This is a genomic window from Reyranella sp. (assembly GCF_965279625.1).
Lineage (GTDB): Bacteria > Pseudomonadota > Alphaproteobacteria > Reyranellales > Reyranellaceae > Reyranella.
In genome coordinates, this window is sequence record NZ_OZ257251.1 from 3,549,643 (window position 1) to 3,570,817 (window position 21,175).

Genomic DNA, 21,175 nt, shown 5'->3' on the forward strand with positions numbered 1-21,175 from the left:
GATGGCCCATGGCCTCCCCCGTCTCGAATTCCCCCGTCTCGAATTCCCCCGTCTCGATCTCCACCGCCGCGCTCAGCGCCGAAATTTCCGCCACCGGTGCCGAGCTGGTGCGTCTGCAGGATCGCACCGGCGCCGATCTGTTATGGGACGGCAATCCCGCCGTCTGGAACGGCCGCTCGCCGCTGCTGTTTCCCATTGTCGGTGAGGTGACGGGCAATCGGCTCAAGGTGGCCGGCAAGGCCTACGAAATCGGCCGCCATGGTTTTGCCCGCACCTCGACCTTCGCGCTTGTCCGGTCCGACGCCGCGTCCTGCACCTGGCGGCTCGAATCGAGCGAAGCAACGCGTCGCCAATATCCGTTCGAGTTTCGCCTCGACGTCACCTACCGGATCGAAGGCGCGACCCTCTACATGGAAGCCGAGGTCACGAACACCGGGGTTGTCCTCATGCCGGCCTCGTTCGGCTTTCATCCTGCGCTGCGCTGGCCGCTGCCCTACGGCAAACCACGGGCGGCGCACGAGATCGTCTTCGAGCGGGACGAGCCTGCGCCGATCCGCCGGCCCATCGACGGCCTGCTGAGTGCGGCGCAGTTCCCGACGCGGGTCCGCGACCGCCACCTCCTGCTGCACGACGATCTGTTCGAAGACGGCGCGCTGGTCTTCGACACGCTGACAAGCCGCAGCGTCGTCTATGGCGAAGCCATCCGCGTCGACTTCCCGCGCATGCCCCATCTCGGCATCTGGACCAAGCCCGGCGCCGGCTATGTCTGCATCGAGCCGTGGCAGGGCCATGCCAGCCCCGAAGGCTTCGACGGCGAGCTGGCCGACAAACCCGGCATCGTCGCCATCGCACCGCGCGAGACCGAGACCTTCGCGATGTCGATCAGCGTTTTGCGGCGAGACTCCTGAACAGCGCGTCGCTGCGGTCGTCGGCAGGGAAGAAGCTCTCGACGCGGACTTCCTGCAGGGTGATGTCCTGCGGCGTTCCCAGGGTGGCGATGGTGGTGAACACCGAGAGCGCCTTGCCGCCCACCAGATAGTCGACCGTCAGTACCGGCGCAGGCCGCTCCTCGAAGCGCAGCTTGCGGAACGAGGCGGGCACGTCGGGATAGGCCATGATCTCCTCGATGAAGGCCAGCGCCCGAGGCTCGCCGCCGGCCGCCAGGATCTCAGCATAGGTCGTCGACACGAGATAGCGCGCGACCTCCTCCCAGTTGGAAATCTTGGGGCGCAGAGCCCTGGGATCGAGGATCCAGCGCAGCAGGTTCGGACCCTTGCCGGGCGGCGGCGCGGGCGGCATGCCTTCGAACAGGAAAACGGTAAACGCGTTGGCCGCCTCGTTGGCCTGCAGCAGGTTCCACAGCCGGTCGATCACGACGGCAGGGTAGGGCTCCTGCTGTTTCAGCATGAAGTCGAGGGCCTGGCGGACCGGCGCGAGTTCGGGCGCGGCGAGGTTGCTCTCGCGATAGGCCGGCGCGAAACCCGCCGCCAGCAGCATCTCGTTGCGCTGGCGCAGCGGCACGTCGAGCGCGGTCGAAAGCTGGACCACCATCTCTCGACTCGGGCGGGCGCGGCCCGATTCGAGGAAGCTGACATGGCGCTGCGAGACGCCGGACTGCAGCGCCAGCGAGAGCTGGCTGGCGCCACGGCGCCGGCGCCAGGCGCGCAGCATGGGACCGAACGTGTCGACCGGGACGGCCGGTGCGGAAGCTGTGGGGGTGCTCATGGCGCGAACCCTAACACCGGCCCGCGGGTCCGCCGATTACCTCCTGCGTAATTGAGGAACCGCTGCGCCAATGCGATTTCCAGGTCGTCCGCAACCAAAGGAGGACGACATGACTGCTTCATCCGATCGCCTGCTCCGCCGCACGCTCTGGGCCAACGCCATCCTGTCCGTGGGCTCCGGCGCCGTCCTGGCCGCCCTGGCCACTCCCCTCGCGAAGATGGCCACCCACGCGCCCCTCCAGGTGCTGGGCCTGGATCTCGCCATTGTGCTGGAAGTACTGGGGCTGGGCTTCGTGGCCTTTGGCGCAGTGTGCGGCTGGGTCGCGTCACGCCCCGAGATGCCCTTGGGCTGGGCCCGGGCGATCTTCCTTCTCGACGCTTCCTGGGTCGCGATCAGTGCCGTCATCCTGATGCTGCCGGCTTCCTGGACCCTGGCCGGCATCGCGGGCATCGTCGTGGTCGCGCTGATCGTGGCCGACCTCGCGATCCTCGAGTATCTCGGCCTGCGCCGCATCAGCACCGCCCACTAGACGCTGACTGGAGGAAACCATCATGGACAGGCTTCAGCTCCTGAACGACATCAAGCTGCCCTTCGCCGAAGTTCTGGGGCTGAAGTTCACGGAAGCGAGCGAGACCGGGGTGAAGGCCGAGATGGTCGTCCGCCCCGAGCTCTGCACGCGGCCCGCCATCCTGCACGGCGGCGCGGTGATGGCCTTCGCCGACACGCTGGGCGCCGCCGCCACCGTGCTCAACCTGCCCGAGGGCAAGGGCACGACGACGATCGAGAGCAAGACCAACTTCGTGGGGCCGGCCCCGGTCGGCACCACGGTGATCGGCGAGACCACGCCGATCCATTGCGGCCGCCGCACCATGGTGTGGACCACCCGCATCACCACCGCCGAGGGCAAGCTCGTGGCGGTGGTGACGCAGACGCAGATGGTGCTCTAGGCCTTGGCCAGCCGGTGGCGCTCGGTCGCCGGGATCAAGGTCAGGTTGCCGAGAATCCTGTGCTGCGGGTCTTCACTCGCGGCCAGCTTGGGCTGCAGGTCGAGCAGCGCCTTGCCGAACAGCGTCTCGTCCCACAGCCACGCCTTGCGCTTCTTCGACGTGCCGGGATCGGGAAAGGCCGAAGCCGCCTCCAGATAGTAGGCCCGCAGATCGTCGACTGCTTCCTTGAGCGCTTGCGCGGACGGCAGATCGCCGGCCAGGGCGGCGGAGAGAAGAGCGCCCGCCGCCGGCATGTCGAGGCCGGAGACGCCCACGGTGGTGCGGCCGGTTCGCGCGACGCTCTGATCGTGCCAGGTCGCCAGACGGTCGATCTCGGCCGCAAGCGTGTCGGTCGCCTGGGGTGCCAGGTTGATCGGACAGGCCCAGCCGGTGAAGTCGGCCTCTTCGGCAACGTGCTCAGGATAGTCGGCGATCAACGGTCCGTCGGTGCGCTCCAGCAGCTCCGCCGTCGCGCGCAAAACGCGTCGCTGAAAGTCGGGATCGTCGGGAATGCCAAGCGGCCGGCCGAGCTCGAACGTGACCCAGAGGGCGCGCGGCGGACGGATGGTTTCGGTGTGCTCCCGAACCAGGCTGATGCTGGCGGTCGGAATGCCCTGACGCTCGAGGAAGTGCCCCAGCGCGCCCACGGCGCGCGTGCAGGCGGGTCAAACGGGAACGAGCAGAGCCGCGTCGACGGCATCCTGTTTCAGCAGGCCGGCGAGATGCTGGGCATGCGGCTCGGCCGCATCGGGCGGAAAGGCGCCCATGAACGAATAGTGCATCGAGGCCATCGAGCCGACGACGCGCTCTTCGACCAGCTCGCGCAGTCGATCGATCGGGAAGGCGACGTTGTGATCCTGCTGGAAGCCGGTGCGGTCGAAGTTCACCGAGATGTGGCTCATGACCAGGTCGCGCGCCGGGGTCTCCGCCGGAATGACGCGGTAGCTGCCGTCGCCGGGACGGAACGGCCGGTCGCCGCGCCGGTGCAGGCCCGCGGTCGAGATCAGCGCGACGCGGCGCTGCGCGAGCGGCTTGCCGGACAGCGCAGGCGTGTCGTCGAACGTGGGACACTCGATGCGCCGGAGATGGTGGGCCTCGACCTCGGGCATCTCGCTGAGACGTTTCACCATGGTGTCGTGCTCCTCATGTGAATTTCCGATAGGTCTCGCGCGTGGCGACGATGGCGTGGTCGATGCAGCCGTTCTCGCGTTCGACATTGGCCGCCGCGTATTCGGGCGACGTCATCATGGCGAGGAAGGCCGCGCGCGAGGGATAGCGGACCAGCGCCACGTAGTCCCAGCGATGCCGGTCCGGCTCGCCCAGCGCCACCGCCTCGGCGTCGCCGGTCCAGATGATGGTGCCGCCCTGGGCCTTGATCAGTTTTATGGTGAGCGCGCTGTAGCGCAGGTAGGCGTCCCATCCGCTTCCCTTGCCGTCGAGCGAACGCTCGCGGAAGCGCATCAGGTTCAGCATGACCACGGGAACGTCGTCCGGCAGCGCGCTCAGGGCGGCATCGTTCAGATGGTCGATCAATGCGGCCTCCCCAGAAGGTCGAGCGCCGGCTGGACCACCGCTTCGAGTGTGCGCTGCCGCGCGCCGGTGCGCGCCAGGACCCGCATGCCCATCAGCACGCCCAGCAGGTGGATGGAGAGGGTCTCGGCATCGGTGCCGGGCGGCGTCTCGCCGGCTTCGCTTGCCGCCTCGACATTGCGCCGAAAGAACGCGCGGATCTCCTCGAGATAGCCGGTGACCACGCGGCCGAGTTCGGCGTCGTGCGGTGCCACGTCGAGCGCGGAATTCACCAGCAGGCAGCCCTTGCAGTCGCGGTCCTTGATCGACCGGTCGATCACCTCGGCCAGGAACGCGCGGATCGCCTCGCGGGGACGATGGCCGGCCTCGAGGCGCGCGATGCGCTCGCGGGTCGATCGGTTGGCGTACCGTTCGAGGACGCGCGCAAACAGGGCGCGTTTGCCGCCGAAGGCATTGTAAAGGCTGGCGCCGCCGATCCCCATCTCGCGCGCGAGGTCGCGCACCGACGTGGCCTCGTAGCCGCGACTCCAGAAACAGTCGACCGCGGCATCGAGCGCACGGTCCTCATCGAATTCCCTGAGGCGAGCCATCGAGGGATAAGAGCGTGATTCTGGATCGATTGCACCAAAATTCGTGTGCCTCTGGCCCGCTGCGTGCTAGCGAGGTGCATGGGCGATTCGACACCGGCACGGATCACACGCGACCAGTGGGGCTTCCTGTGCGGCTCCATCATGGCGCTCGGAGCGTCGCTGTCGTTCGCCTCGGCGCGTGCGGGCATTCTGGGCGGCTTGGGCGCCGTCGACATGATCTTCGCCCGCTACGTCGTGGCCGGCGCGATCATGCTACCGCTGCTCTTGCGATATGGCGTGAGGGACTTCGCCGGGATCGGCTTCCGTCGCTCGTTGATCCTCACGCTGCTGGGCGGTGCGCCCTTTGCGTTGCTGCAGACCGGCGGTTATGGGTACGCGCCGCTCGCCCATGGGGCGGTGATCGCGCCCTCCACCGTCACCATCGTCAGCACCATCGGCGCCGCGCTGTTCCTGCGCGAGCGCTTGAGCCGCAACCATCTGATCGGCGCCGCCGTCGTGCTGATGGGCATCTTCCTCATCGGCTGGGACGGGCTTACCCAACCCGCGGGCGAACGCGCCTGGCTGGGCGATCTCCTGTTCTTCGCCTCGAGCGTGCTATGGGCAGGCTTCACCCTGCTTCTGCGGCACTGGCGCCTGCCCGCCCTGCAGGCGACAGCGGTGGTGGCGGTGCTGTCGTTCATGATTACGACGCCGCTCTACCTGGCGGTCATGGGCATCGCCCACCTGCAGGCGCTGCCGCTCGGGATGCTGGCCTTCCAGGGGCTGGTGCAGGGCGGCCTGCAAGGCGCCATCACGATGATCGCCTACAGCCAGGCCGTGATCTTCCTCGGCGTGAGCCGCGCCGTGCTGTTTCCGGCCATCGTGCCGGCTCTGTCGGTATTGGTCGGGATCCCGATCGTGGGTGAAATCCCCGGCGCCCTGCAGATCGGCGGCCTCTGTCTGGTCACGCTGGGCCTGCTGACGACGGTCGGAACGTTCCGGCGGCTCGGCCTGCGCTGACGCAAGGCCCGCGCATGGCGGGCTCAGCGCATCAGGGCCGGGACGAAGGCCTGCAACGCGGCATCGGCATCGCCGGCGGTCTGCTGGTGCGACTGCGCCCAGTCGACCCGGATCTTGATGAAGTGGTCGCGAAAGCCGGTCAGCAGCAGCTTGCTGTAGACCCGCGAATTGGCCTGGGTGAGGCCGCTGTAGGTGAGGCAGCGGAAGGTTACCGCGCCGTAGGTGCAGCTCGACGGCACCGACGGCTTCTGAAAGCTGGTGTAGCCCGCGTGCTTGAACTGCTGCTCGGCCGAGCTGACCTCCGCGTTGAACTGGCCGGTCACCACCGGATTGTCGCTGCCAGCCGGCACCCGGCGGCCGAGGTCGAAGACCTGGACACTGATGGTCAGCCGCTTCGGCGTCGAATAGTAGTAGGCCGTGCCCTGGCCGGGATTGTTGGCCGGAGGCGCGGCATAGTTGACCGAGCGCTCGAAGGTGGCGCCGCCCAGGCTCGCGGGGAAGTTGAGCCTGGTGCCGGCGTTGGCTGTCGGCGCCGTCGACTGGGTCTGCGCGGTCGCGGGGAGGGCTCCTGCGACGGCGAGCACGGCGGCCATCAGCAGGACGGATACGGTTCTAGACATCGAGGTTCGCGACCTTCAGCGCATTTTCCTGGATGAAATCGCGGCGCGGCTCGACCACGTCGCCCATCAGGGTCGAGAAAATTTCGTCGGCTTCGTCGGCGTGGTTGATGCGGACCTGCAGGAGCGTGCGCGCCTCGGGATCGAGGGTGGTCTCCCAGAGCTGATCGGGATTCATTTCGCCCAGCCCCTTGTAGCGCTGGATCGTCACGCCCTTGCGGCCCGCCTCGAGGATGGCGGCGAACAGCTCCGTCGGCGAAGAGATCCTCGTCTCCTTGTCCTTCACCGCGAACAGGCCGGGCTTCTCGTAGACGGACTGCAATTCGTCGGCCAGCGCGTCGAGCTTGCGCGCCTCGGCGCTGCGGGTGAGCGGTCCATCGATCACGTGCCGCTCGGTGACGCCCCGCAGACGGCGCGTGAAGGCGAGACCGCCGTCCGCGATCGGCTCGCCGGTCCAGCCCCTCTCGAGCGGCGGGCTGACGACATCGAGGCGCTTGGCGATGTAGTCGGCCGTCTGCTTGGCGAGCGTGGGATCGGCCAGCACGTCGGGCTTGAGGGCGCCCGCGATTGCCGCCTGCTCGATCACGGCCTGGCTGGTGACGCGGCGCGACAGGGCCAGCGGCTTCACGAGATTGGTCACCGAGCGGGCAATGTCCGCCGTGTGACGCAGATCGTCCTTGGCGAGGACACTGCCGTCGCCGAGCTGCAGCGTGGCGCCCTCCAGGCCGGTCTGGATCAGATGGTCGTCGAGCGCGCGTTCGTCCTTGAGATAGATGGCCGACTTGCCCTTGGCCGCTTTGAACAGCGGCGGCTGGGCGATGTAGAGGTGGCCACGCTCGATCAGGTCGCGCATCTGGCGATAGAAGAACGTCATCAGCAGCGTGCGGATATGGGAGCCGTCGACGTCGGCGTCCGTCATGATGATGATCTTGTGGTAGCGCAGCTTGTCGAGGTTGAAGTCGTCATGGCCGATGCCGGTGCCGAGCGCCGTGATCAGCGTGCCGATTTCCGCCGAGCCCAGCATCTTGTCGAAGCGCGCCCGCTCGACGTTCAGAATCTTGCCGCGCAACGGCAGGATCGCCTGGTTGGCGCGGTTGCGGCCCTGCTTGGCCGAACCGCCGGCCGAATCGCCCTCGACGATGAACAGTTCGGACAGCGCCGGATCGCGCTCCTGGCAGTCCGCGAGCTTGCCGGGCAGCGAGGAGACGTCGAGCGCGCCCTTGCGGCGGGTCAGTTCGCGGGCTTTCTTCGCGGCCTCGCGGGCGGCGGCGGCCTCGACGACCTTGGTCAGGATCTTGCGCGTCTCGGAGGGATGCTCCTCCAGCCACTGGCCGAACTTGTCGCCAACGACGGACTCGACGACCGGGCGCACTTCCGAGGAGACCAGCTTGTCCTTGGTCTGCGAGGAGAATTTCGGGTCCGGCACCTTGACCGAGAGCACGCAGGTCAGGCCCTCGCGCATGTCGTCGCCCGTGAGGCCGACCTTCTCCTTCTTGGAGATGCCGCTCTCGTCGGCGTACTTGTTCAGCGTGCGCGTGAGCGCGCCGCGGAAGCCGGCGAGGTGGGTGCCGCCGTCGCGCTGCGGGATGTTGTTGGTGAAGCACAGCATCGTCTCGTGATAGCTGTCGTTCCACTGCATCGCGACTTCGACGGTGATGCCGTCCTTCTCGCCGCGGATCGACACCGGCGGGTCGTGCAGTACCGACTTGTTGCGGTCGAGATACTTGGCGAAGGCCTCGACGCCGCCTTCGTAGAACAGCTCGGAGACCTTCTGCTCGGCGCCGCGCTCGTCGGTCAGCACGATGCGGACACCGGAGTTCAGGAACGCGAGTTCGCGCAGCCGGTGCTCGAGTGTGGCGAAGTCGAATTCGGTCTTGGTGAAGGTGCCGGTCGAGGGCAGGAACGTCACTTCCGTGCCATGCTGACCCTGGTCGGCTTCGCCCACGATCTTCAGGTCGCCCTCCGGCTCGCCGTGCCGGAAGATCAGGTGGTGTTCCTTGCCGTTGCGCCAGATGCGCAGGTCGAGGCGCTGGGACAGCGCGTTCACCACGGCCGCGCCGACGCCGTGCAGGCCGCCCGACACCTTGTAGGAATTCTGGTCGAACTTTCCGCCGGCATGGAGCTGCGTGAAGATCACGTTGGCGGCCGAAATCCCCTCTTCCTTGTGGATGTCGGTCGGCACGCCGCGGCCGTTGTCGCGCACCGTGACCGAGCCGTCGCCGTGCAGGATGACGTGGACCTTGTCGCAGTAGCCGGCCAGCGCCTCGTCGATCGCGTTGTCGACGATCTCGTAGACCATGTGGTGCAGGCCGGTCCCGTCATCGGTGTCGCCGATATACATGCCTGGGCGTTTGCGCACGGCTTCGAGTCCGCGCAGCACCTTGATGGAGTCCGCGCCGTAATCCTCGGCGCCCGGCGTGATGTCGTTGTCGCTCATGGTCCTGGCTTTCGGAAAGGTGTTCAGACCGCCGCGATCGAGCCGTCGACGACGCGCAGGATCTGCGCGCGACCGGCAAGCGGCGCAAAGAGTTCGGCATCGGTGCCGGTCATCCAGCTCTGGACGCCGAGCGCCACCACCTCGTCGAACAGCGCCAGACGGCGTTCCGCGTCGAGATGGGCCGCGATTTCATCGAGCAGCAGCAGCGGCGGCCGGTTGCGCGACAGGGCCACCAGCCTTGCATGTGCCAGCGCGATCGAGACAAGGACGGCCTTCTGCTGGCCGGTCGAGCCTTCGGCCGCCGGCAGGTCGAGATCGAGATGGCGCACCGCGAGGTCGCTGCGATGGGGGCCGTACGAGGTGATGCCGGCTTCGGCATCGCGCGACCGGCTCGCGGCCAGTTCGCGGCGCAGACGGTCCTCGACATCGATCGCCGCCATCGTGGCCACCCAGCCGTCGACCTCGCCGGCCATCGTCAGGGACGCTCTCGGGAAGGGGCCGACGCCCAGCCGCGCGGCGGCGTCGAGACGCTGCACCGTGTCGGCGCGCGCCGCGGCCAGGGCCACACCGTGGCGGGCCATCGTGTCTTCCAGGGCCGTGAACCAGTGCGGATCGCGATTGCCTTCGCCGAGCAGCCGCGCCCGCTGGCGCATCGCATTCTCGTAAGCCGCGACGTCGCCGGCATGTTCCGGGTGCAGCGCCGTCACCAGCCGGTCGAGGAAGCGCCGGCGCTCCGACGCGCCGTCGAGGAACAGGCGGTCGAGCTGCGGCGTCAGCCACACCGCCGCAACATGCTGGCCGAGTGCGGTCTGGCTCTGCATCGGCCGGCCGTCGATCCGCACGACACGGCGGGGCAGGCCGCCGTCGCTGCGGCCGGCTTCGAGCCCGGTGCCGATGGCGACCCGACCGTCGGGCGTATCCAGGGTCGCCGCGACGGCCCAGCCGGCGGCCGGAGGGTCACCGGCGCGGGAACGGCAGCAGACATCGTCGAGCCGGGCGCGCCGAAGGCCGCGGCCGGGCACGAGGTAGGACAGCGCCTCGAGCAGGTTGGTCTTGCCCGCCCCGTTGGGGCCGACCAGGACGACGGGCTCGAAGCCGCAATCGAGACGGAGCTGCCGGTAGTTGCGGAAATGGGTAAGGCGAAGCTGGCGCACGGCGAGGAGTGCCGGCGCAGCGCCCGATACGGCGTCGGAAGAATAGGCGAGGGCGCTGATGGCCTGTGCCGTCATACCCGCATCGGCATGAGCACGTAGAGCGCGCTCTCGTCGGCACCGTCGCGCACCAGGGTGGGCGACCCGGCATCGGCCATCAGGAAGCGCGCTTCGGCGCCCGCGATCTGCTCGGTGATGTCCAGCAGGTAACGCGAATTGAATCCGATCTCGAGGGCCGTATCCTTGTATTCGACCTCGATCTCCTCGGTGGCGCTGCCGGCATCGGGGCTGGTGGCCGAGAGCGTGACGACGCCCTTCGCGACGGCCAGCTTGATGGCCCGCGACTTTTCCGTGGAGATGGTCGAGACGCGGTCGACGGCGTGCGCGAATTCCTTGCACGGCACGTTCAGGACCTTGTCGTTGCCGGTCGGGATGACCCGCTCGTAGTCGGGGAAGGTGCCGTCGATCAGCTTGCTGACCAGGGTGACGTTGCCGCTGGAGAAGCGGATCCGGGTGTCGCTGAGCTCGACATCGACCGTACCATCGCTCTCGTCGAGCAGCTTGCGGACCTCGCCCACGGTCTTGCGCGGCACGATCACGCCTGGGATCTCGCCGGCGCCCTTGGGCAGCGGCACCTCGACCCGGGCGAGGCGATGGCCGTCGGTCGCCACCCCGCGCAGGACCTGAGTCCCGCCCACGGTCGCGGCGTGGAAGTAGATTCCGTTCAGGTAATAGCGGGTTTCCTCGTTGGAAATCGCGAACCGGGTGCGGTCGATGATGCCCTTGAGGTCGGTCGCCGGAAGCTGGAACCGGTGCGGCAGGTCGCCCTCGCTCATCGCCGGGAAGTCGGCCGCCGGCAGGCACTGGAGCGTGAAGCGCGAGCGACCGGCCCGGATGACCAGGCTGCTGTCGTCCGAGGCCGTTTCAAGTTCGACCTGGGAGCCATCGGGCAGCTTGCGGACGATCTCGTAGAGCGTGTGGGCCGGCGCCGTGGTGGATCCGGTCTTGGACGCGTTCGCTTCCACCGACTCGGTGATCGCCAGGTCCATGTCGGTCGCGGCAAGGCTCAGCCGGCCCTTGTGAGCGGTGACCAGGACGTTGGACAGAATGGGGATCGTGTTCCGCCGTTCGACCACACTCTGCACATGGGCAAGCGCCTTCAGAAGGGCTGCCCGTTCGATCGTCAGTTTCATGGGTTGGTCGCTATAACGAGGGCCAAAATACGCGGTTCAGACACCCCGTTTCGCCGGCTGCGGAAGTCCCGGCGGAACGGTCGGAGACTATACCACGCGATGTCGCATCGGGAAGCGAATTCGCCCGTATTTTGAGGCCCTTAGGGCCATCCCGACGCAGAACGGGCCCCTTTCGGGGCCCGCCTCCGAACGCGTCCGAAGCGCTCAGCCCTGCAGCTGCCGTTTGAGCAGTTCGACGTCCTCGGCGATCGACAGGTCGGAGACCTTGAGTTCCTCGATCTTGCGCACGGCGTGCATGACCGTGGTGTGGTCGCGGTTGCCGAAGCGCTTGCCGATCTGCGGCAGGCTCAGCGTCGTGAGCTGCTTGGCCAGATACATGGCAACCTGGCGCGGCCGTGCCACCGAGCGCGCGCGCCGGGGCGAGCTCATTTCGGCGAGCTTGATGTTGTAGTGCGAGGCGACCCGCTGCTGGATCTCGTCGACCGTGACCTTGCGATCGGCCTGGCGCAGCAGGTCGTGCAGCACGTCCTGCGCCATCTCGACGGTGATCTCGCGGCCGATCAGCTGGCCGTGCGCGACGACGCGGTTCAGCGCGCCCTCGAGCTCGCGGATGTTGGTGCTGATCTTGTGCGCGAGGAACTCGAGCACGTTCGCCGGCACCGGCACGCGGGCATTCTCGGCCTTGGTCTGCAGGATCGACAGGCGCAGCTCGTAGGTCGAGGAATGGATGTCGGCAACGAGGCCGCTGCCGAGGCGCGAACGCATGCGCTCCTCGATGTCCTGCAGCTCGCTCGGCGGCTTCTCCGAGGACAGGATGATCTGCTTGTTCTGCTCCACCAGCGAATTGAACGTGAAGAAGAATTCGTCCTGGCTCGCTTCCTTGCCGCAGATGAACTGCACGTCGTCGACCATCAGCACGTCGACGTTGCGGAAGAGTTCCTTGAACTGTCCGGTGTTCTTGGTGCGCAGCGCCTGGATGAAGCGGTTCACGAAGCTCTCGGCCGTCAGGTAGAGAACGCGGGTCTTGGGATCGCGCTCGCGGATGACGTGCCAGATCGCATGCATCAGGTGGGTCTTGCCGAGCCCGACGCCGCCGAAAATGTAGAGCGGGTTGCGCTCGGGAAGCGGCATGTCCTGTTCGGAGATGTTGCGCGCCGCGGCATAGGCGAACTCGTTGGGCTTGCCGACCACGAAGTTCGCGAAGGTGTAGCGGCCCTCGGGAGCCTGCGAGAGTTCGTCGGCGCCGCGGCCGATCGAGGGGCCCATGCGGGGCATCGGCGGCTGGTGGTTCTGCGACGACGGCACGGGCGGCATCGCGATGATCTCGTTCGGACGGCGCGGGGCCGGCGGCGGCACGAGGTTCACCTCGACGTTCTTCACTTCGGGCATCACCGACTGCCAGTAGGCGAGCACGCGGTCGCCATAGTGACGGCCGACCCAGTCGCGCACGAAGCGCGTCGGGGCGTAGAGACGCAGCTTGCCGTCCTTCAGTTCACCCAGCTCGACCTCCCCGAACCACGTCTTGAAGGCCTTGTCTCCGATTTCCTTGCGAAGCCGATCACAGACGCGCGCCCAGTGCGCTTCAAGCTCCTTTCGGCCCGCCCCTTCATCCATACCTGCCCCCGCCACGATGTTAGTCTCGAATGCTGCGTTGTTATTGTTGCCTTGGATCGGCGATTGAATTCGATTCACGTTTGTCTCCACGGAAGCCCCGCTGCCTTCCATCCCCTCGCTGCGCCGCGCTTGCCGTGCGCATCGAGGGGCCCCTCAAAGCCGTCTGCCACATTGAGACACGTACTGTATCCGGCCGCGGAGATGGCTTTCGCCGCCGCGACCGATCTGACCCCACTTCGACACAGAAAGAGCAGCGGGACCGTCTTGTCCGCCAGCGCTCCCGAAAGGGCGTCGACGAATTCCGGATTGACCTGCATGCTCGGAAAGATCTGCCATTCGACCAGCGCCGGCTTCTTCTCCAGGCTGGCCAGATCGGGCACACCCACATAGTTCCACTCGGCGCGGGTGCGTACGTCGATCAGGATCGCGTCCTTGTGTTCGCCGAGAATCTTCCAGGCTACCGCAGGACTCACGTCACCGGCGTAGCCGGCAGCGGGGGACACTTCGAATGTGTCTGCGATCTTGTTGTCTTTCGACATGGCCCCCGCTTTCATTCGTCGAAGCGAGGCGTTGTCTGACGAGCCACCAAACGAAGGCGACACACAACACGGCAAGAGGGAACGAGGGATTTTCAGCGAGCGTCGCTTATGGGACGCTTCATCTTCTTATCGATCGTCGAACTTGCGAAGCGTTGTGTACCTGTCTCCCACGTTCGTCGTTTCGATGGAGAGGAATCCCCTCTTCTCCATCTGGCTCGCGATCCAAGCGCCCCACGCCCCGTCGCGATGGCCAGAGTCTTATCCAGACTCTCCGAAGCGCGCAAACGATTCACTCGCCGAACACCACACGCTATTCAGCCACTTCGCGGGGTGACTCGATTGACAAGTTGTTCGACACGTTTTTGCGAACCACACGTCGCGTTGTGTCGCTCAACATCTAGCGCTCGTCGGCGCGCATCGTTCGATAAATTCGAATCGTATGTCAGTCGGCCAATCGACGACCAAATGATCATTGAAGAAAAGAGCTGAGATTTTTTTTCGCCAATGAGTCTCGGCTTCGTCATCGCCACAAAAGAAAACGCCGCTCGAAGGAGCGGCGTTCACAATCTCTGAAGCGAAGAGGCGGGAAGCGTCAGGCCATCGCCTTGATGCGCGCCGACAGACGCGACACACGACGCGAGGCAGCGTTCTTGGTCACGATGCGCTTGACGGCGCCACGCTGGATTTCCGGCTGAGCCAGACGCAGCGCCTCCTGGGCGGCTTTCTTGTCGCCGGACGCAATCGCCTCTTCGACCTTCTTCACCGATCCGCGGACGCGGCTGCGGCGGGCCGTATTCACGGCGGTGCGGCGCTCGGTCTGGCGGGCGCGCTTCTCGGCCGACTTGTGATTAGCCATAATAGTCCTCGTTGCTCGAAGGGCGCGCTTATACGGGCCGCATGGAGGCCGGTCAAGCGCGCCAAAACCGCCAAATCAGCGGTGTTTCCAGCCCGGCTTGCGCTTTTCGGCGAAGGCCGCCATGCCTTCGGACCGGTCGTCGAAGGCAAAAGTCGCGTGAAATGTCCGGCGCTCGAAGCGGACGCCTTCCGAAAGGGTCGTCTCGAAGGCGCGATTGACGGCTTCCTTGGCGACCATGGTGGCGGGCAGCGACATGCCCGCGATTTTCTCGGCGGTGGCGATGGCGTCGTCCATCAGCTGCGCCAGCGGCACGACGCGACTGACCAGGCCGCAGCGCTCGGCTTCGGCCGCGTCCATCATGCGGCCGGTCAGGACCATGTCCATCGCTTTCGACTTTCCGACGAAGCGCGGCAGGCGCTGGGTGCCGCCCGCGCCGGGGATGGTGCCCAGTGTGATCTCGGGCTGGCCGAACTTGGCGTTGTCCGCAGCAATGATGAAGTCGCACATCATGGCCATCTCGCAGCCGCCGCCCAGGGCGTAGCCGGCAACGGCGGCGACGATCGGCTTGCGGACCTGGCTCACCCGCTCCCAGCCGACGGTGATGAAGTCCTGCAGGAAGACGTCCTGGTAGGTCTTCTCCTTCATCTCCTTGATATCGGCGCCGGCCGCGAACGCCTTGTCGCTTCCGGTAAGGACCATGCAGCCGATGCCGGGATCGGCTTCGAACGCGTCGAGCGCCTGACCGAGCTCGCGCACCAGATCGGCACAGAGCGCGTTCAGTGCCTTCGGACGGTTCAGCCGGATGATGCCGACCCGGCCCTTGGTTTCCGTCTGGATGTTCTCGTATGCCGTGGTCATTTCCTCATCTCCTCGATCGTGTCTTAGCGCTGGCAGCGGGCGCAATAGAAGGTGGATCTGCCGGCCTGCACGAGACGGCGAACCGTATGGCCGCAGTCACGTGTCGGGCAGGCGATGCCGGCCCGGTCGTAGACATTGAAGCGCGTCTGGAAATAGCCGAGTTCGCCGCCGGGCTGAACATGGTCGCGCAGGGTCGACCCTCCGTCCGCGATCGAACGGTTCAGCACGAGCTTGATCGCGTCGACGAGGCGACCCGCGCGCTCTCCCTTGACCGTGCGAGCGGACCGGCGCGGCGAGATGCCGGCCAGGAACAGCGCCTCGCACGCATATATATTGCCCACGCCCACCAGGGTCTTCTGGTCGAGCAGCGCCGCCTTGATGGGCGTCTTGCGGCCGGTGAGGCGCGCGGCCAGGACATCGCCGGTGAAGGCCTCGTCCAGCGGCTCCGGGCCCAGGCTCTTGAAGTACTTGTGCTGGGCCACGGCCTCGTCGGCCACCAGCACCATCAGCCCGAAGCGGCGGGCGTCGTTGAACCGGACCTGCCACCCATCGTCCATGTCGAACACGACATGGTCATGCCGGCCGAGCGGATGGCTGGCGGCGCTTTCGGCATCGTGCAGGGTCATGCGGCCCGACATGCCGAGATGGACGATCAGCGTCTGGCCGTCGTCGAGGCGGATCAGCAGGTACTTTGCACGCCGGTCGATGCCCTTGACCGTGCGGCCCTCGACCCTGGAGGCGAATTTCGCGGGCATCGGCACCCGGAGGTCGGGGCGGCGCTGCTGCAGCCGGACGATGCGCCGGCCGACCAGACGCGGCATCAGCCCGCGCCGGACGGTCTCTACTTCAGGAAGTTCGGGCATGAGCGCCGGCCATGTACAGTGCGGTCGATGAGGTGGCAACAACGAGCATTAAACGTCCTGCGACCGGGCCTGACCATGCTCGTCATCGGTCTTTCGCTGGTGGCGGCCCTGTCCTGGCTGGCGCCCTGGCACTGGGCGTTCGAGCTGCTCACTCATTTCCATGTCCATTTCCTGTTGGCGAGCGTGGCCCTTGGCTTGGTGGCGGTCAGCCTCCACCAATGGGGGACGGCCGGGCTGTCGTCTTTGGTCGCCGCTGCGAGCTTTTCGGTCGTGTGGCCCCACGTCCACCTGCCGCCGACCGATCTTCAGCCTCAGAGCGGCCCCGTGGTGCGCCTCATCTGGGCGAACCTGCATCATCGGAACACCGATCTGGACGCCCTGCGGCGTCTCATCGAGACGGAAAAGCCCGATATCGTGGTGTTCACGGAACTCGACCCGGTTCACGACGCCGTCCTGCGCGACGTGGCGCGCTTGCTGCCCTTCCAGTCGGCACCTCCGCGCGCCAACGTGTTCGGCATAATGCTGCTCGCCAAGAAACCACCCGAGTCGCTGAAATTCGATCTGACGATGGGCGACTACGCGCCGTTGATGGTGGCGCGGCTGTGCCCGGTGGAAGCGGGTTGTCTCACGCTCCTCGGCCTGCATGCCTGGCGGCCCGGCTCGTCCTGGACCGACGCCCGCGACCGCCAACTCACCCATGCCGCGGCCGTGGCGCGCCGGCATGTCGACGAGGGCGAGCGCGTCGTCCTGGTGGGCGATCTCAATCTCACGCCGTTTTCACCGGCTTTCGAGCGGCTGACGACGCAAAGCGGATTGTGGGACACGGCCATCCTGCCGGCCGAGCGACCGCGAACCTCGCCGTCGATCGCGACCTGGTGGCTGGCCAATACCGGGATCGGACTCCCCATCGACCACGCGCTCATCGGCGCCGGAATCGGTATCGTCAGTCGCCGTGTGGGACCGGACATCGGCAGCGACCACCTGCCGCTGATCCTGGATCTGAAGATCGCGCCCTGATCTCGGGTTCGATCCGGCCCTAGGACGCGGGCTGCAGCGGCGGACGGGTGCCGAACAGGGCGCTGCCGACGCGGACATGGGTGGCGCCCATCCGGACCGCGGTCTCGTAATCGGCGCTCATGCCCATGCTCAACTTGGCCAGGCCGTTGCGGGCCGCCATCTTGGCCAGCAGCGCGAAATGCAGGGCCGGCTCCTCGTCGACCGGCGGGATGCACATCAGGCCGACGATCGGCAGCTTGTACTGGTCGCGACACTGGGCGACGAAGGCGTCGACATCCTTCGGGAGAATGCCGGCTTTCTGCGGCTCCTCGCCGGTGTTGACCTGGATATAGCAGGCCGGCCGACGGCCGAGCTTTTCCATCTCCTTGACGAGCGCTGCGGCCAGCCGGTCGCGGTCGACCGACTGTATGACATCGAACAGCGCGACGGCGTCGCGCGCCTTGTTGGTCTGCAGCGGGCCGATCAGGTGCAATTCGAGATCGGGCCATGCCGCCTTGAGCTCCGGGAACTTGCCTTCGGCTTCCTGGACGCGGTTCTCGCCGAACACGCGATGGCCGACTTCCAGAAGTTCGCGAACGCGGTCCGCGCCATGCGTCTTCGAGACGGCGACGAGGGTGACGTCGGAGGCTGAACGACCCGAAGCGAGCGCCGCCTCGGCGATGTGGCCCTTGACCTCGGCCAGACGATCGGCGCCGCTGCTCATGCGTCGAGGCCTGCGCGCGCGAGCAGGGCTTCCTCGTTGTTCGGGTCGGCCGCCAGGGCGGCGTCGAGGGTTTCGCGGGCCCTGTCGAGCTCGCCCAGCGCTGCGAGGCAGATGCCATAGTGGGCCAGCAACCGCGTATCGTTCGGCAGGGCACGCAACGCCTGCTCATGGTGCGGGCGCGCTTCGCCGGCCCGGCCCAGGCCCATCAGGGCACGACCGTAGTTGGTCTGCACGAAGGGCTCGTCCGGTGAAATCTTCGCAGCCTTCTTCAGGATGCGCCTCGCGTCGTCGAAGCGCTTGAGACCGAGCAGCGCCAGACCTTGGTTGTTCATCACGCGGGCGTCGCCCGACACGGCCTTCAGGTAGGGCTCCAGAATCCGGGTGGCTTCGTCGAAGCGCCCGACCTGCAGATGCAGGTTGGAGAGCTGGAGGATCGTCTCCTGGTCGAGAGGGTTGCGTTCAAGGACCTTCCCGAGAATCTCGGCGGCCTGCTCGGTCTGGCCGGCGGCCGCACGGGCCAGCGCCAGGGTGTTGTAGGCTGCGCCGAACGCCGGATCGAGTTCGAGCGCCTTCTCGATCATCGCGATGGCGTCGCTCGGGTGGCCGCTAAAATAGAGGACGTAGCCCAGCGTATGATTGAGCGTGGCGCTGGTCGGCGCCAGCTCGAGCGCCCGGCCGGCCTCGGCAATGGCTTCGTCATAGTGGCCGAGGGCCGCCAGCGAGAGCGCGCGGTCGCCGAGAATCTGGCCGCGGCGCTCAGCATTGTCGCCGGCATCCTGCAAGGCCATGTCGAACACTTCGATCGCCGCCGAATGCCGGCCCAGGCGATAGAGCGCATAGCCCAGCATGTTTCGGGCGCGCGCCTGAAGCGGCTTCAGCTCGTCGGTCTGGTGTTCATGGATGGCGCGGTCGACATTGGCCACGAATTCCGACAGTTCGCGCTCGGCGGCGGCGAAGCGGCCGGTGTCCATATGGACCGAGGCCAGCGCCAGCCGTGCCTCGACATGGGTGGGGGCCTGGCGGACCGTGTCCCGGAACCGGCGCGCCGCCTCGTCGAGATTGCCGAGGCGCCGGGCGGCGAGACCGAGATTGTAGAGCAGCATCGGCTCGTTCGGATCCTTCGCCACGGCCTTGCGCCATAGCTTCTCGGCTTCCTTCACGGCCCCGCGCTGCGACAGGCAGACGGCGAGATAGTGCAGGATGTCGGGACGGTCGCCGTGCCGGACCAAGGCGCTCTTGAACAGCAGCTCGGCGCGGTCGTACCAGCCGGCGCGCAGATACTGGAGGCCGGTCTGGAGGTCGGGATCGGGTTGGGGCGGGCCGTTGGGCCGAAGGGGGGGCGCGATGGCCATGGCGGGCTGTGTAGACCCGCCTCACGGCCAAGGCTAGACGAAATGGCATGGTGAAGGACGTCGAATTGTTCGCAGCGGCGATGGCCGACGTGAAGCCGCTCAAGCGAAAGCGGGCTGCCGCGGCACGCGTTCCGGCGGCTGAAGCCAGGGCGGGGGGCAAAGCCGCCGGCAAGCCGGTCGTGGGCAAGCCGGGGGCGGCTCCGCCCCCGGTTCTTGTCTCGAGCCCTCGGCCACAGCCCGCCAAGCCCAGCGTTTCCGACCTGTCGCCGGACGACCGCCAGTTCGATCGCGACGTCTCGCGCGCCCTGTCGCGGCGCAAGCTGGTGCCCGAGGCGACGATCGACCTGCACGGCATGACGCTCGCGGCGGCGGAGCGGGCCGTGACGGCCTTCCTGGCCAGGGTATCGGCGAAGGACATGCGCGTGGTGCTGGTGGTTACCGGCAAGGGCCTGCGCGAGGAAGGCGGCCGCACGATCGATGGCCGCATCCGTGGCGAGTTCGTGGGGTGGCTCAATCGCGGCGACAACCGCGAGCGGGTGCGGGCGGTCCGCGCCGCCCACGCCCATCATGGCGGCACGGGCGCCTTCTACCTGCTGCTGCGCCGTCGTTCCTCGGCCAGCAGTCGTTCCTTGCGCGCCACGCCCCAGCGATAGCCGGTCAGCGCGCCGCTCGATCCGACGGCGCGATGGCAGGGAATGACCACGGCGGCCTGGTTGGTCGCACAGGCGCGTCCCACCGCACGCGCCGCCTTGGGCTCGCCGATGCTGCGGGCGATTTCGCCGTAGGTGCGGGTCTCGCCGGCCGGGATCTCGGTCAGCGCCTTCCAGACCTTCCACTGGAAAGCGGTGCCCACGATATCGAGCGGCACGTCGGGTGCATCGAGCGCGGTGGGCTTGCGGCCGTAGAGCCGCGACAGCACGGCTGTCACGCGCGGGCCGAGCAGGGCGTCGTTGCGCTTGAGCTCGGCGGCGGGGAAGTCCCGCTTCAGGCTCTTCTCGAGCGAACGGTCGTCGTCGCCCAGGAACACCGCGGCGATTCCCTTCTCTGTCGCGGCCACCAGCACGCGGCCATACTCAGACTCGGCCATGGTGTAGTCGATATGGGCGCCGGCGCCGCCCCGCGCATAGGTCGCGGGCGTCATGCCGAGCGCCTTGTCGCTGTTTTCGTAGACGCGGCTGGGCGAGCCGTAGCCCGCGCCATAGAGGGCGTCAGCCACGCTGGCGCCGCCGCGCAGGGCGCTGCGGAAGCGTTCGCGCTTGCGGGCGACCAGCCAGTCCCGCGGATTGACGCCCAGTTCGACCAGGAAACGTTTGCCAAGGGCACCGCTCGACAGGCCGACCTTGCGCGCCACCTCGGCCAAGGAAGGCGGGGTGTCGGCATCCGCCGAGTCGAACAGTGCGCACGCCTCGGCCACCGGACGGCTGAGGCCGAGATCGGCCCCCTTCCCCAAGATCCAGTCGCGCGGCTTGCACCGCTTGCACGCACGGAAACCCGCCGCCTCCGCCGCCTCGGGCGAGGCGTGGAAGTCGACGTTGCGGCGCAACGGCGGACGGGCCGCGCACGACGGCAGGCAATAGACCCCGGTCGTCTTGACCGAGAACCAGAACCTGCCGTTGTAGACGCGGTCACGCCGCTGGACGGCGTGCCAGCAGGTTTCCGGATCGGGGAGAAGGGAAGTGGCGAGGGCCACGGCGGGAAACGAAAGAGGGTGTTGGGTCATGGCGCCATCAAAGCACCACGACCCGAACTTGCTCTATCCGGCGCCCGCCGGCAATTCCGGTCTAGGACCAGAAAGGCTTGGTCGCCTCGAACCGGGCGGTGGCGCGGTCGAGGCCGATGTCTCGCAGCAGTCGCTCGTCCAGCTGGGCCAGCTGATTTCGCGAACGGGCGAGCTCGGCTCGGGTCATGACTTTCTCGATCCCGACCACAACCGTGCCCGCCAGCAGCGCGACGGCGCGGCCGAACGAGAAGGAAGGGGCTTCCGCGCGGGCAACCCGCACGTTGGATACGATCGACATGACTTAGCTCCGCTTGAGGCGATGAGGCCGGGGATCGGCAGTTGCGCCTCGTTTCTGCGCTGTATTTGCTGTATCCTGTGGATACTTGCAAAGGATGAAAGCTCGGGGGAGGCATAGAATTTCTATG

24 protein-coding genes are annotated in these 21,175 nt (G+C 67.1%); 6 read left to right on the forward strand and 18 right to left on the reverse strand.

Annotated features, from left to right (window positions below; translation table 11 throughout):
- Nucleotides 1–8 precede the first annotated feature (8 nt).
- The gene (locus ACQY78_RS17185; RefSeq protein WP_428677021.1) at nt 9–908 is read left to right on the forward strand and encodes an aldose 1-epimerase family protein; all 900 of its coding nucleotides are present in this window, start codon (nt 9–11) and stop codon (nt 906–908) included.
- Here ACQY78_RS17185 and ACQY78_RS17190 read toward each other — a convergent pair.
- Entirely contained in the window at nt 883–1,725 is an 843-nt protein-coding gene (locus tag ACQY78_RS17190) for a helix-turn-helix domain-containing protein (RefSeq protein WP_428677023.1), read from the reverse strand. The genes ACQY78_RS17185 and ACQY78_RS17190 overlap by 26 nt on opposite strands.
- Before the next feature lie 109 nt (nt 1,726–1,834).
- On the opposite strand from ACQY78_RS17190, the gene ACQY78_RS17195 reads away from it, so the two are divergent.
- Both ACQY78_RS17195 and ACQY78_RS17200 read left to right on the forward strand, forming a co-directional pair.
- A complete protein-coding gene (locus ACQY78_RS17195; protein WP_428677025.1) occupies nt 1,835–2,254 on the forward strand; it encodes a hypothetical protein in 420 nt (139 codons plus the stop codon).
- A 22-nt stretch (nt 2,255–2,276) separates the two neighbouring features.
- Nucleotides 2,277–2,672, forward strand: coding sequence for a PaaI family thioesterase (locus tag ACQY78_RS17200; protein WP_428677027.1), 396 nt, complete (start codon nt 2,277–2,279; stop codon nt 2,670–2,672).
- On the opposite strand, the gene ACQY78_RS17205 is transcribed toward ACQY78_RS17200, so the two are convergent.
- From ACQY78_RS17205 to ACQY78_RS17220, 4 genes are read right to left on the reverse strand one after another with little or no spacing between them, the layout of a single operon-like run.
- Entirely contained in the window at nt 2,669–3,358 is a 690-nt protein-coding gene (locus ACQY78_RS17205; RefSeq protein WP_428677028.1) for a hypothetical protein, read from the reverse strand. The genes ACQY78_RS17200 and ACQY78_RS17205 overlap by 4 nt on opposite strands.
- 18 nt (nt 3,359–3,376) lie before the next feature.
- Nucleotides 3,377–3,841, reverse strand: coding sequence for a glycine/sarcosine/betaine reductase selenoprotein B family protein (locus ACQY78_RS17210; RefSeq protein ID WP_428677030.1), 465 nt, complete (start codon nt 3,839–3,841; stop codon nt 3,377–3,379).
- A 13-nt stretch (nt 3,842–3,854) separates the two neighbouring features.
- On the reverse strand, nt 3,855–4,184 hold the full coding sequence (locus ACQY78_RS17215) for a DUF1330 domain-containing protein (protein WP_428686415.1): 330 nt from the start codon (nt 4,182–4,184) through the stop codon (nt 3,855–3,857).
- A gap of 56 nt (nt 4,185–4,240) precedes the next feature.
- Complete coding sequence (locus tag ACQY78_RS17220) at nt 4,241–4,831, reverse strand: TetR/AcrR family transcriptional regulator (protein ID WP_428677031.1); 591 nt, start codon at nt 4,829–4,831, stop codon at nt 4,241–4,243.
- Nucleotides 4,832–4,909: 78 nt separating this feature from the next.
- On the opposite strand from ACQY78_RS17220, the gene ACQY78_RS17225 reads away from it, so the two are divergent.
- The gene (locus tag ACQY78_RS17225; RefSeq protein ID WP_428677033.1) at nt 4,910–5,830 is read left to right on the forward strand and encodes a DMT family transporter; all 921 of its coding nucleotides are present in this window, start codon (nt 4,910–4,912) and stop codon (nt 5,828–5,830) included.
- 23 nt (nt 5,831–5,853) lie between these two features.
- Here ACQY78_RS17225 and ACQY78_RS17230 read toward each other — a convergent pair whose 3' ends face one another.
- From ACQY78_RS17230 to mutM, 9 genes are all read right to left on the reverse strand, one after another.
- Nucleotides 5,854–6,450 (reverse strand): hypothetical protein, encoded by a 597-nt coding sequence (locus ACQY78_RS17230; RefSeq protein ID WP_428677035.1) that lies wholly within the window; start codon nt 6,448–6,450, stop codon nt 5,854–5,856.
- Nucleotides 6,443–8,884, reverse strand: a complete 2,442-nt coding sequence (gene gyrB, locus ACQY78_RS17235) for a DNA topoisomerase (ATP-hydrolyzing) subunit B (protein WP_428677037.1) — start codon at nt 8,882–8,884, stop codon at nt 6,443–6,445. Before gyrB ends, ACQY78_RS17230 begins: the two co-directional genes overlap by 8 nt.
- A 23-nt stretch (nt 8,885–8,907) precedes the next feature.
- A complete protein-coding gene (recF, locus tag ACQY78_RS17240) occupies nt 8,908–10,113 on the reverse strand; it encodes a DNA replication/repair protein RecF (protein ID WP_428677038.1) in 1,206 nt (401 codons plus the stop codon).
- The gene (gene dnaN / locus ACQY78_RS17245) at nt 10,110–11,228 is read right to left on the reverse strand and encodes a DNA polymerase III subunit beta (RefSeq protein WP_428677039.1); all 1,119 of its coding nucleotides are present in this window, start codon (nt 11,226–11,228) and stop codon (nt 10,110–10,112) included. Before dnaN ends, recF begins: the two co-directional genes overlap by 4 nt.
- 204 nt (nt 11,229–11,432) lie before the next feature.
- The gene (gene dnaA / locus ACQY78_RS17250; RefSeq protein ID WP_428677041.1) at nt 11,433–12,842 is read right to left on the reverse strand and encodes a chromosomal replication initiator protein DnaA; all 1,410 of its coding nucleotides are present in this window, start codon (nt 12,840–12,842) and stop codon (nt 11,433–11,435) included.
- Nucleotides 12,843–12,916: 74 nt separating this feature from the next.
- A complete protein-coding gene (locus ACQY78_RS17255) occupies nt 12,917–13,381 on the reverse strand; it encodes a rhodanese-like domain-containing protein (RefSeq protein WP_428677042.1) in 465 nt (154 codons plus the stop codon).
- A 592-nt stretch (nt 13,382–13,973) separates the two neighbouring features.
- Complete coding sequence (gene rpsT / locus ACQY78_RS17260; RefSeq protein ID WP_428677044.1) at nt 13,974–14,237, reverse strand: 30S ribosomal protein S20; 264 nt, start codon at nt 14,235–14,237, stop codon at nt 13,974–13,976.
- Between the two features lie 75 nt (nt 14,238–14,312).
- Nucleotides 14,313–15,095: an enoyl-CoA hydratase gene (locus ACQY78_RS17265; RefSeq protein ID WP_428677046.1), complete on the reverse strand. Its 783-nt coding sequence runs from the start codon at nt 15,093–15,095 to the stop codon at nt 14,313–14,315.
- A 23-nt stretch (nt 15,096–15,118) separates the two neighbouring features.
- Nucleotides 15,119–15,958 (reverse strand): bifunctional DNA-formamidopyrimidine glycosylase/DNA-(apurinic or apyrimidinic site) lyase, encoded by an 840-nt coding sequence (gene mutM, locus ACQY78_RS17270; protein WP_428677048.1) that lies wholly within the window; start codon nt 15,956–15,958, stop codon nt 15,119–15,121.
- A 75-nt stretch (nt 15,959–16,033) separates the two neighbouring features.
- On the opposite strand from mutM, the gene ACQY78_RS17275 reads away from it, so the two are divergent.
- Nucleotides 16,034–16,975, forward strand: a complete 942-nt coding sequence (locus ACQY78_RS17275; protein ID WP_428677050.1) for an endonuclease/exonuclease/phosphatase family protein — start codon at nt 16,034–16,036, stop codon at nt 16,973–16,975.
- A 19-nt stretch (nt 16,976–16,994) separates the two neighbouring features.
- Here ACQY78_RS17275 and ACQY78_RS17280 read toward each other — a convergent pair whose 3' ends face one another.
- Entirely contained in the window at nt 16,995–17,678 is a 684-nt protein-coding gene (locus tag ACQY78_RS17280) for a YggS family pyridoxal phosphate-dependent enzyme (protein WP_428677052.1), read from the reverse strand.
- Nucleotides 17,675–19,030, reverse strand: a complete 1,356-nt coding sequence (locus ACQY78_RS17285) for a tetratricopeptide repeat protein (protein ID WP_428677053.1) — start codon at nt 19,028–19,030, stop codon at nt 17,675–17,677. The genes ACQY78_RS17280 and ACQY78_RS17285 overlap by 4 nt, the downstream gene beginning before the upstream one ends.
- A 47-nt stretch (nt 19,031–19,077) precedes the next feature.
- Here ACQY78_RS17285 and ACQY78_RS17290 point away from each other — a divergent pair, with 47 nt between their 5' ends.
- Nucleotides 19,078–19,683: a Smr/MutS family protein gene (locus tag ACQY78_RS17290; protein ID WP_428677055.1), complete on the forward strand. Its 606-nt coding sequence runs from the start codon at nt 19,078–19,080 to the stop codon at nt 19,681–19,683.
- Here the strand turns inward: ACQY78_RS17290 and ada are convergent.
- Together ada and ACQY78_RS17300 are read right to left on the reverse strand one after the other, a co-directional pair.
- Nucleotides 19,617–20,750, reverse strand: a complete 1,134-nt coding sequence (ada, locus tag ACQY78_RS17295) for a bifunctional DNA-binding transcriptional regulator/O6-methylguanine-DNA methyltransferase Ada (RefSeq protein WP_428677057.1) — start codon at nt 20,748–20,750, stop codon at nt 19,617–19,619. The genes ACQY78_RS17290 and ada overlap by 67 nt on opposite strands.
- 61 nt (nt 20,751–20,811) lie before the next feature.
- Nucleotides 20,812–21,048 (reverse strand): DUF1127 domain-containing protein, encoded by a 237-nt coding sequence (locus ACQY78_RS17300; RefSeq protein WP_428677058.1) that lies wholly within the window; start codon nt 21,046–21,048, stop codon nt 20,812–20,814.
- Nucleotides 21,049–21,175 lie beyond the last annotated feature (127 nt).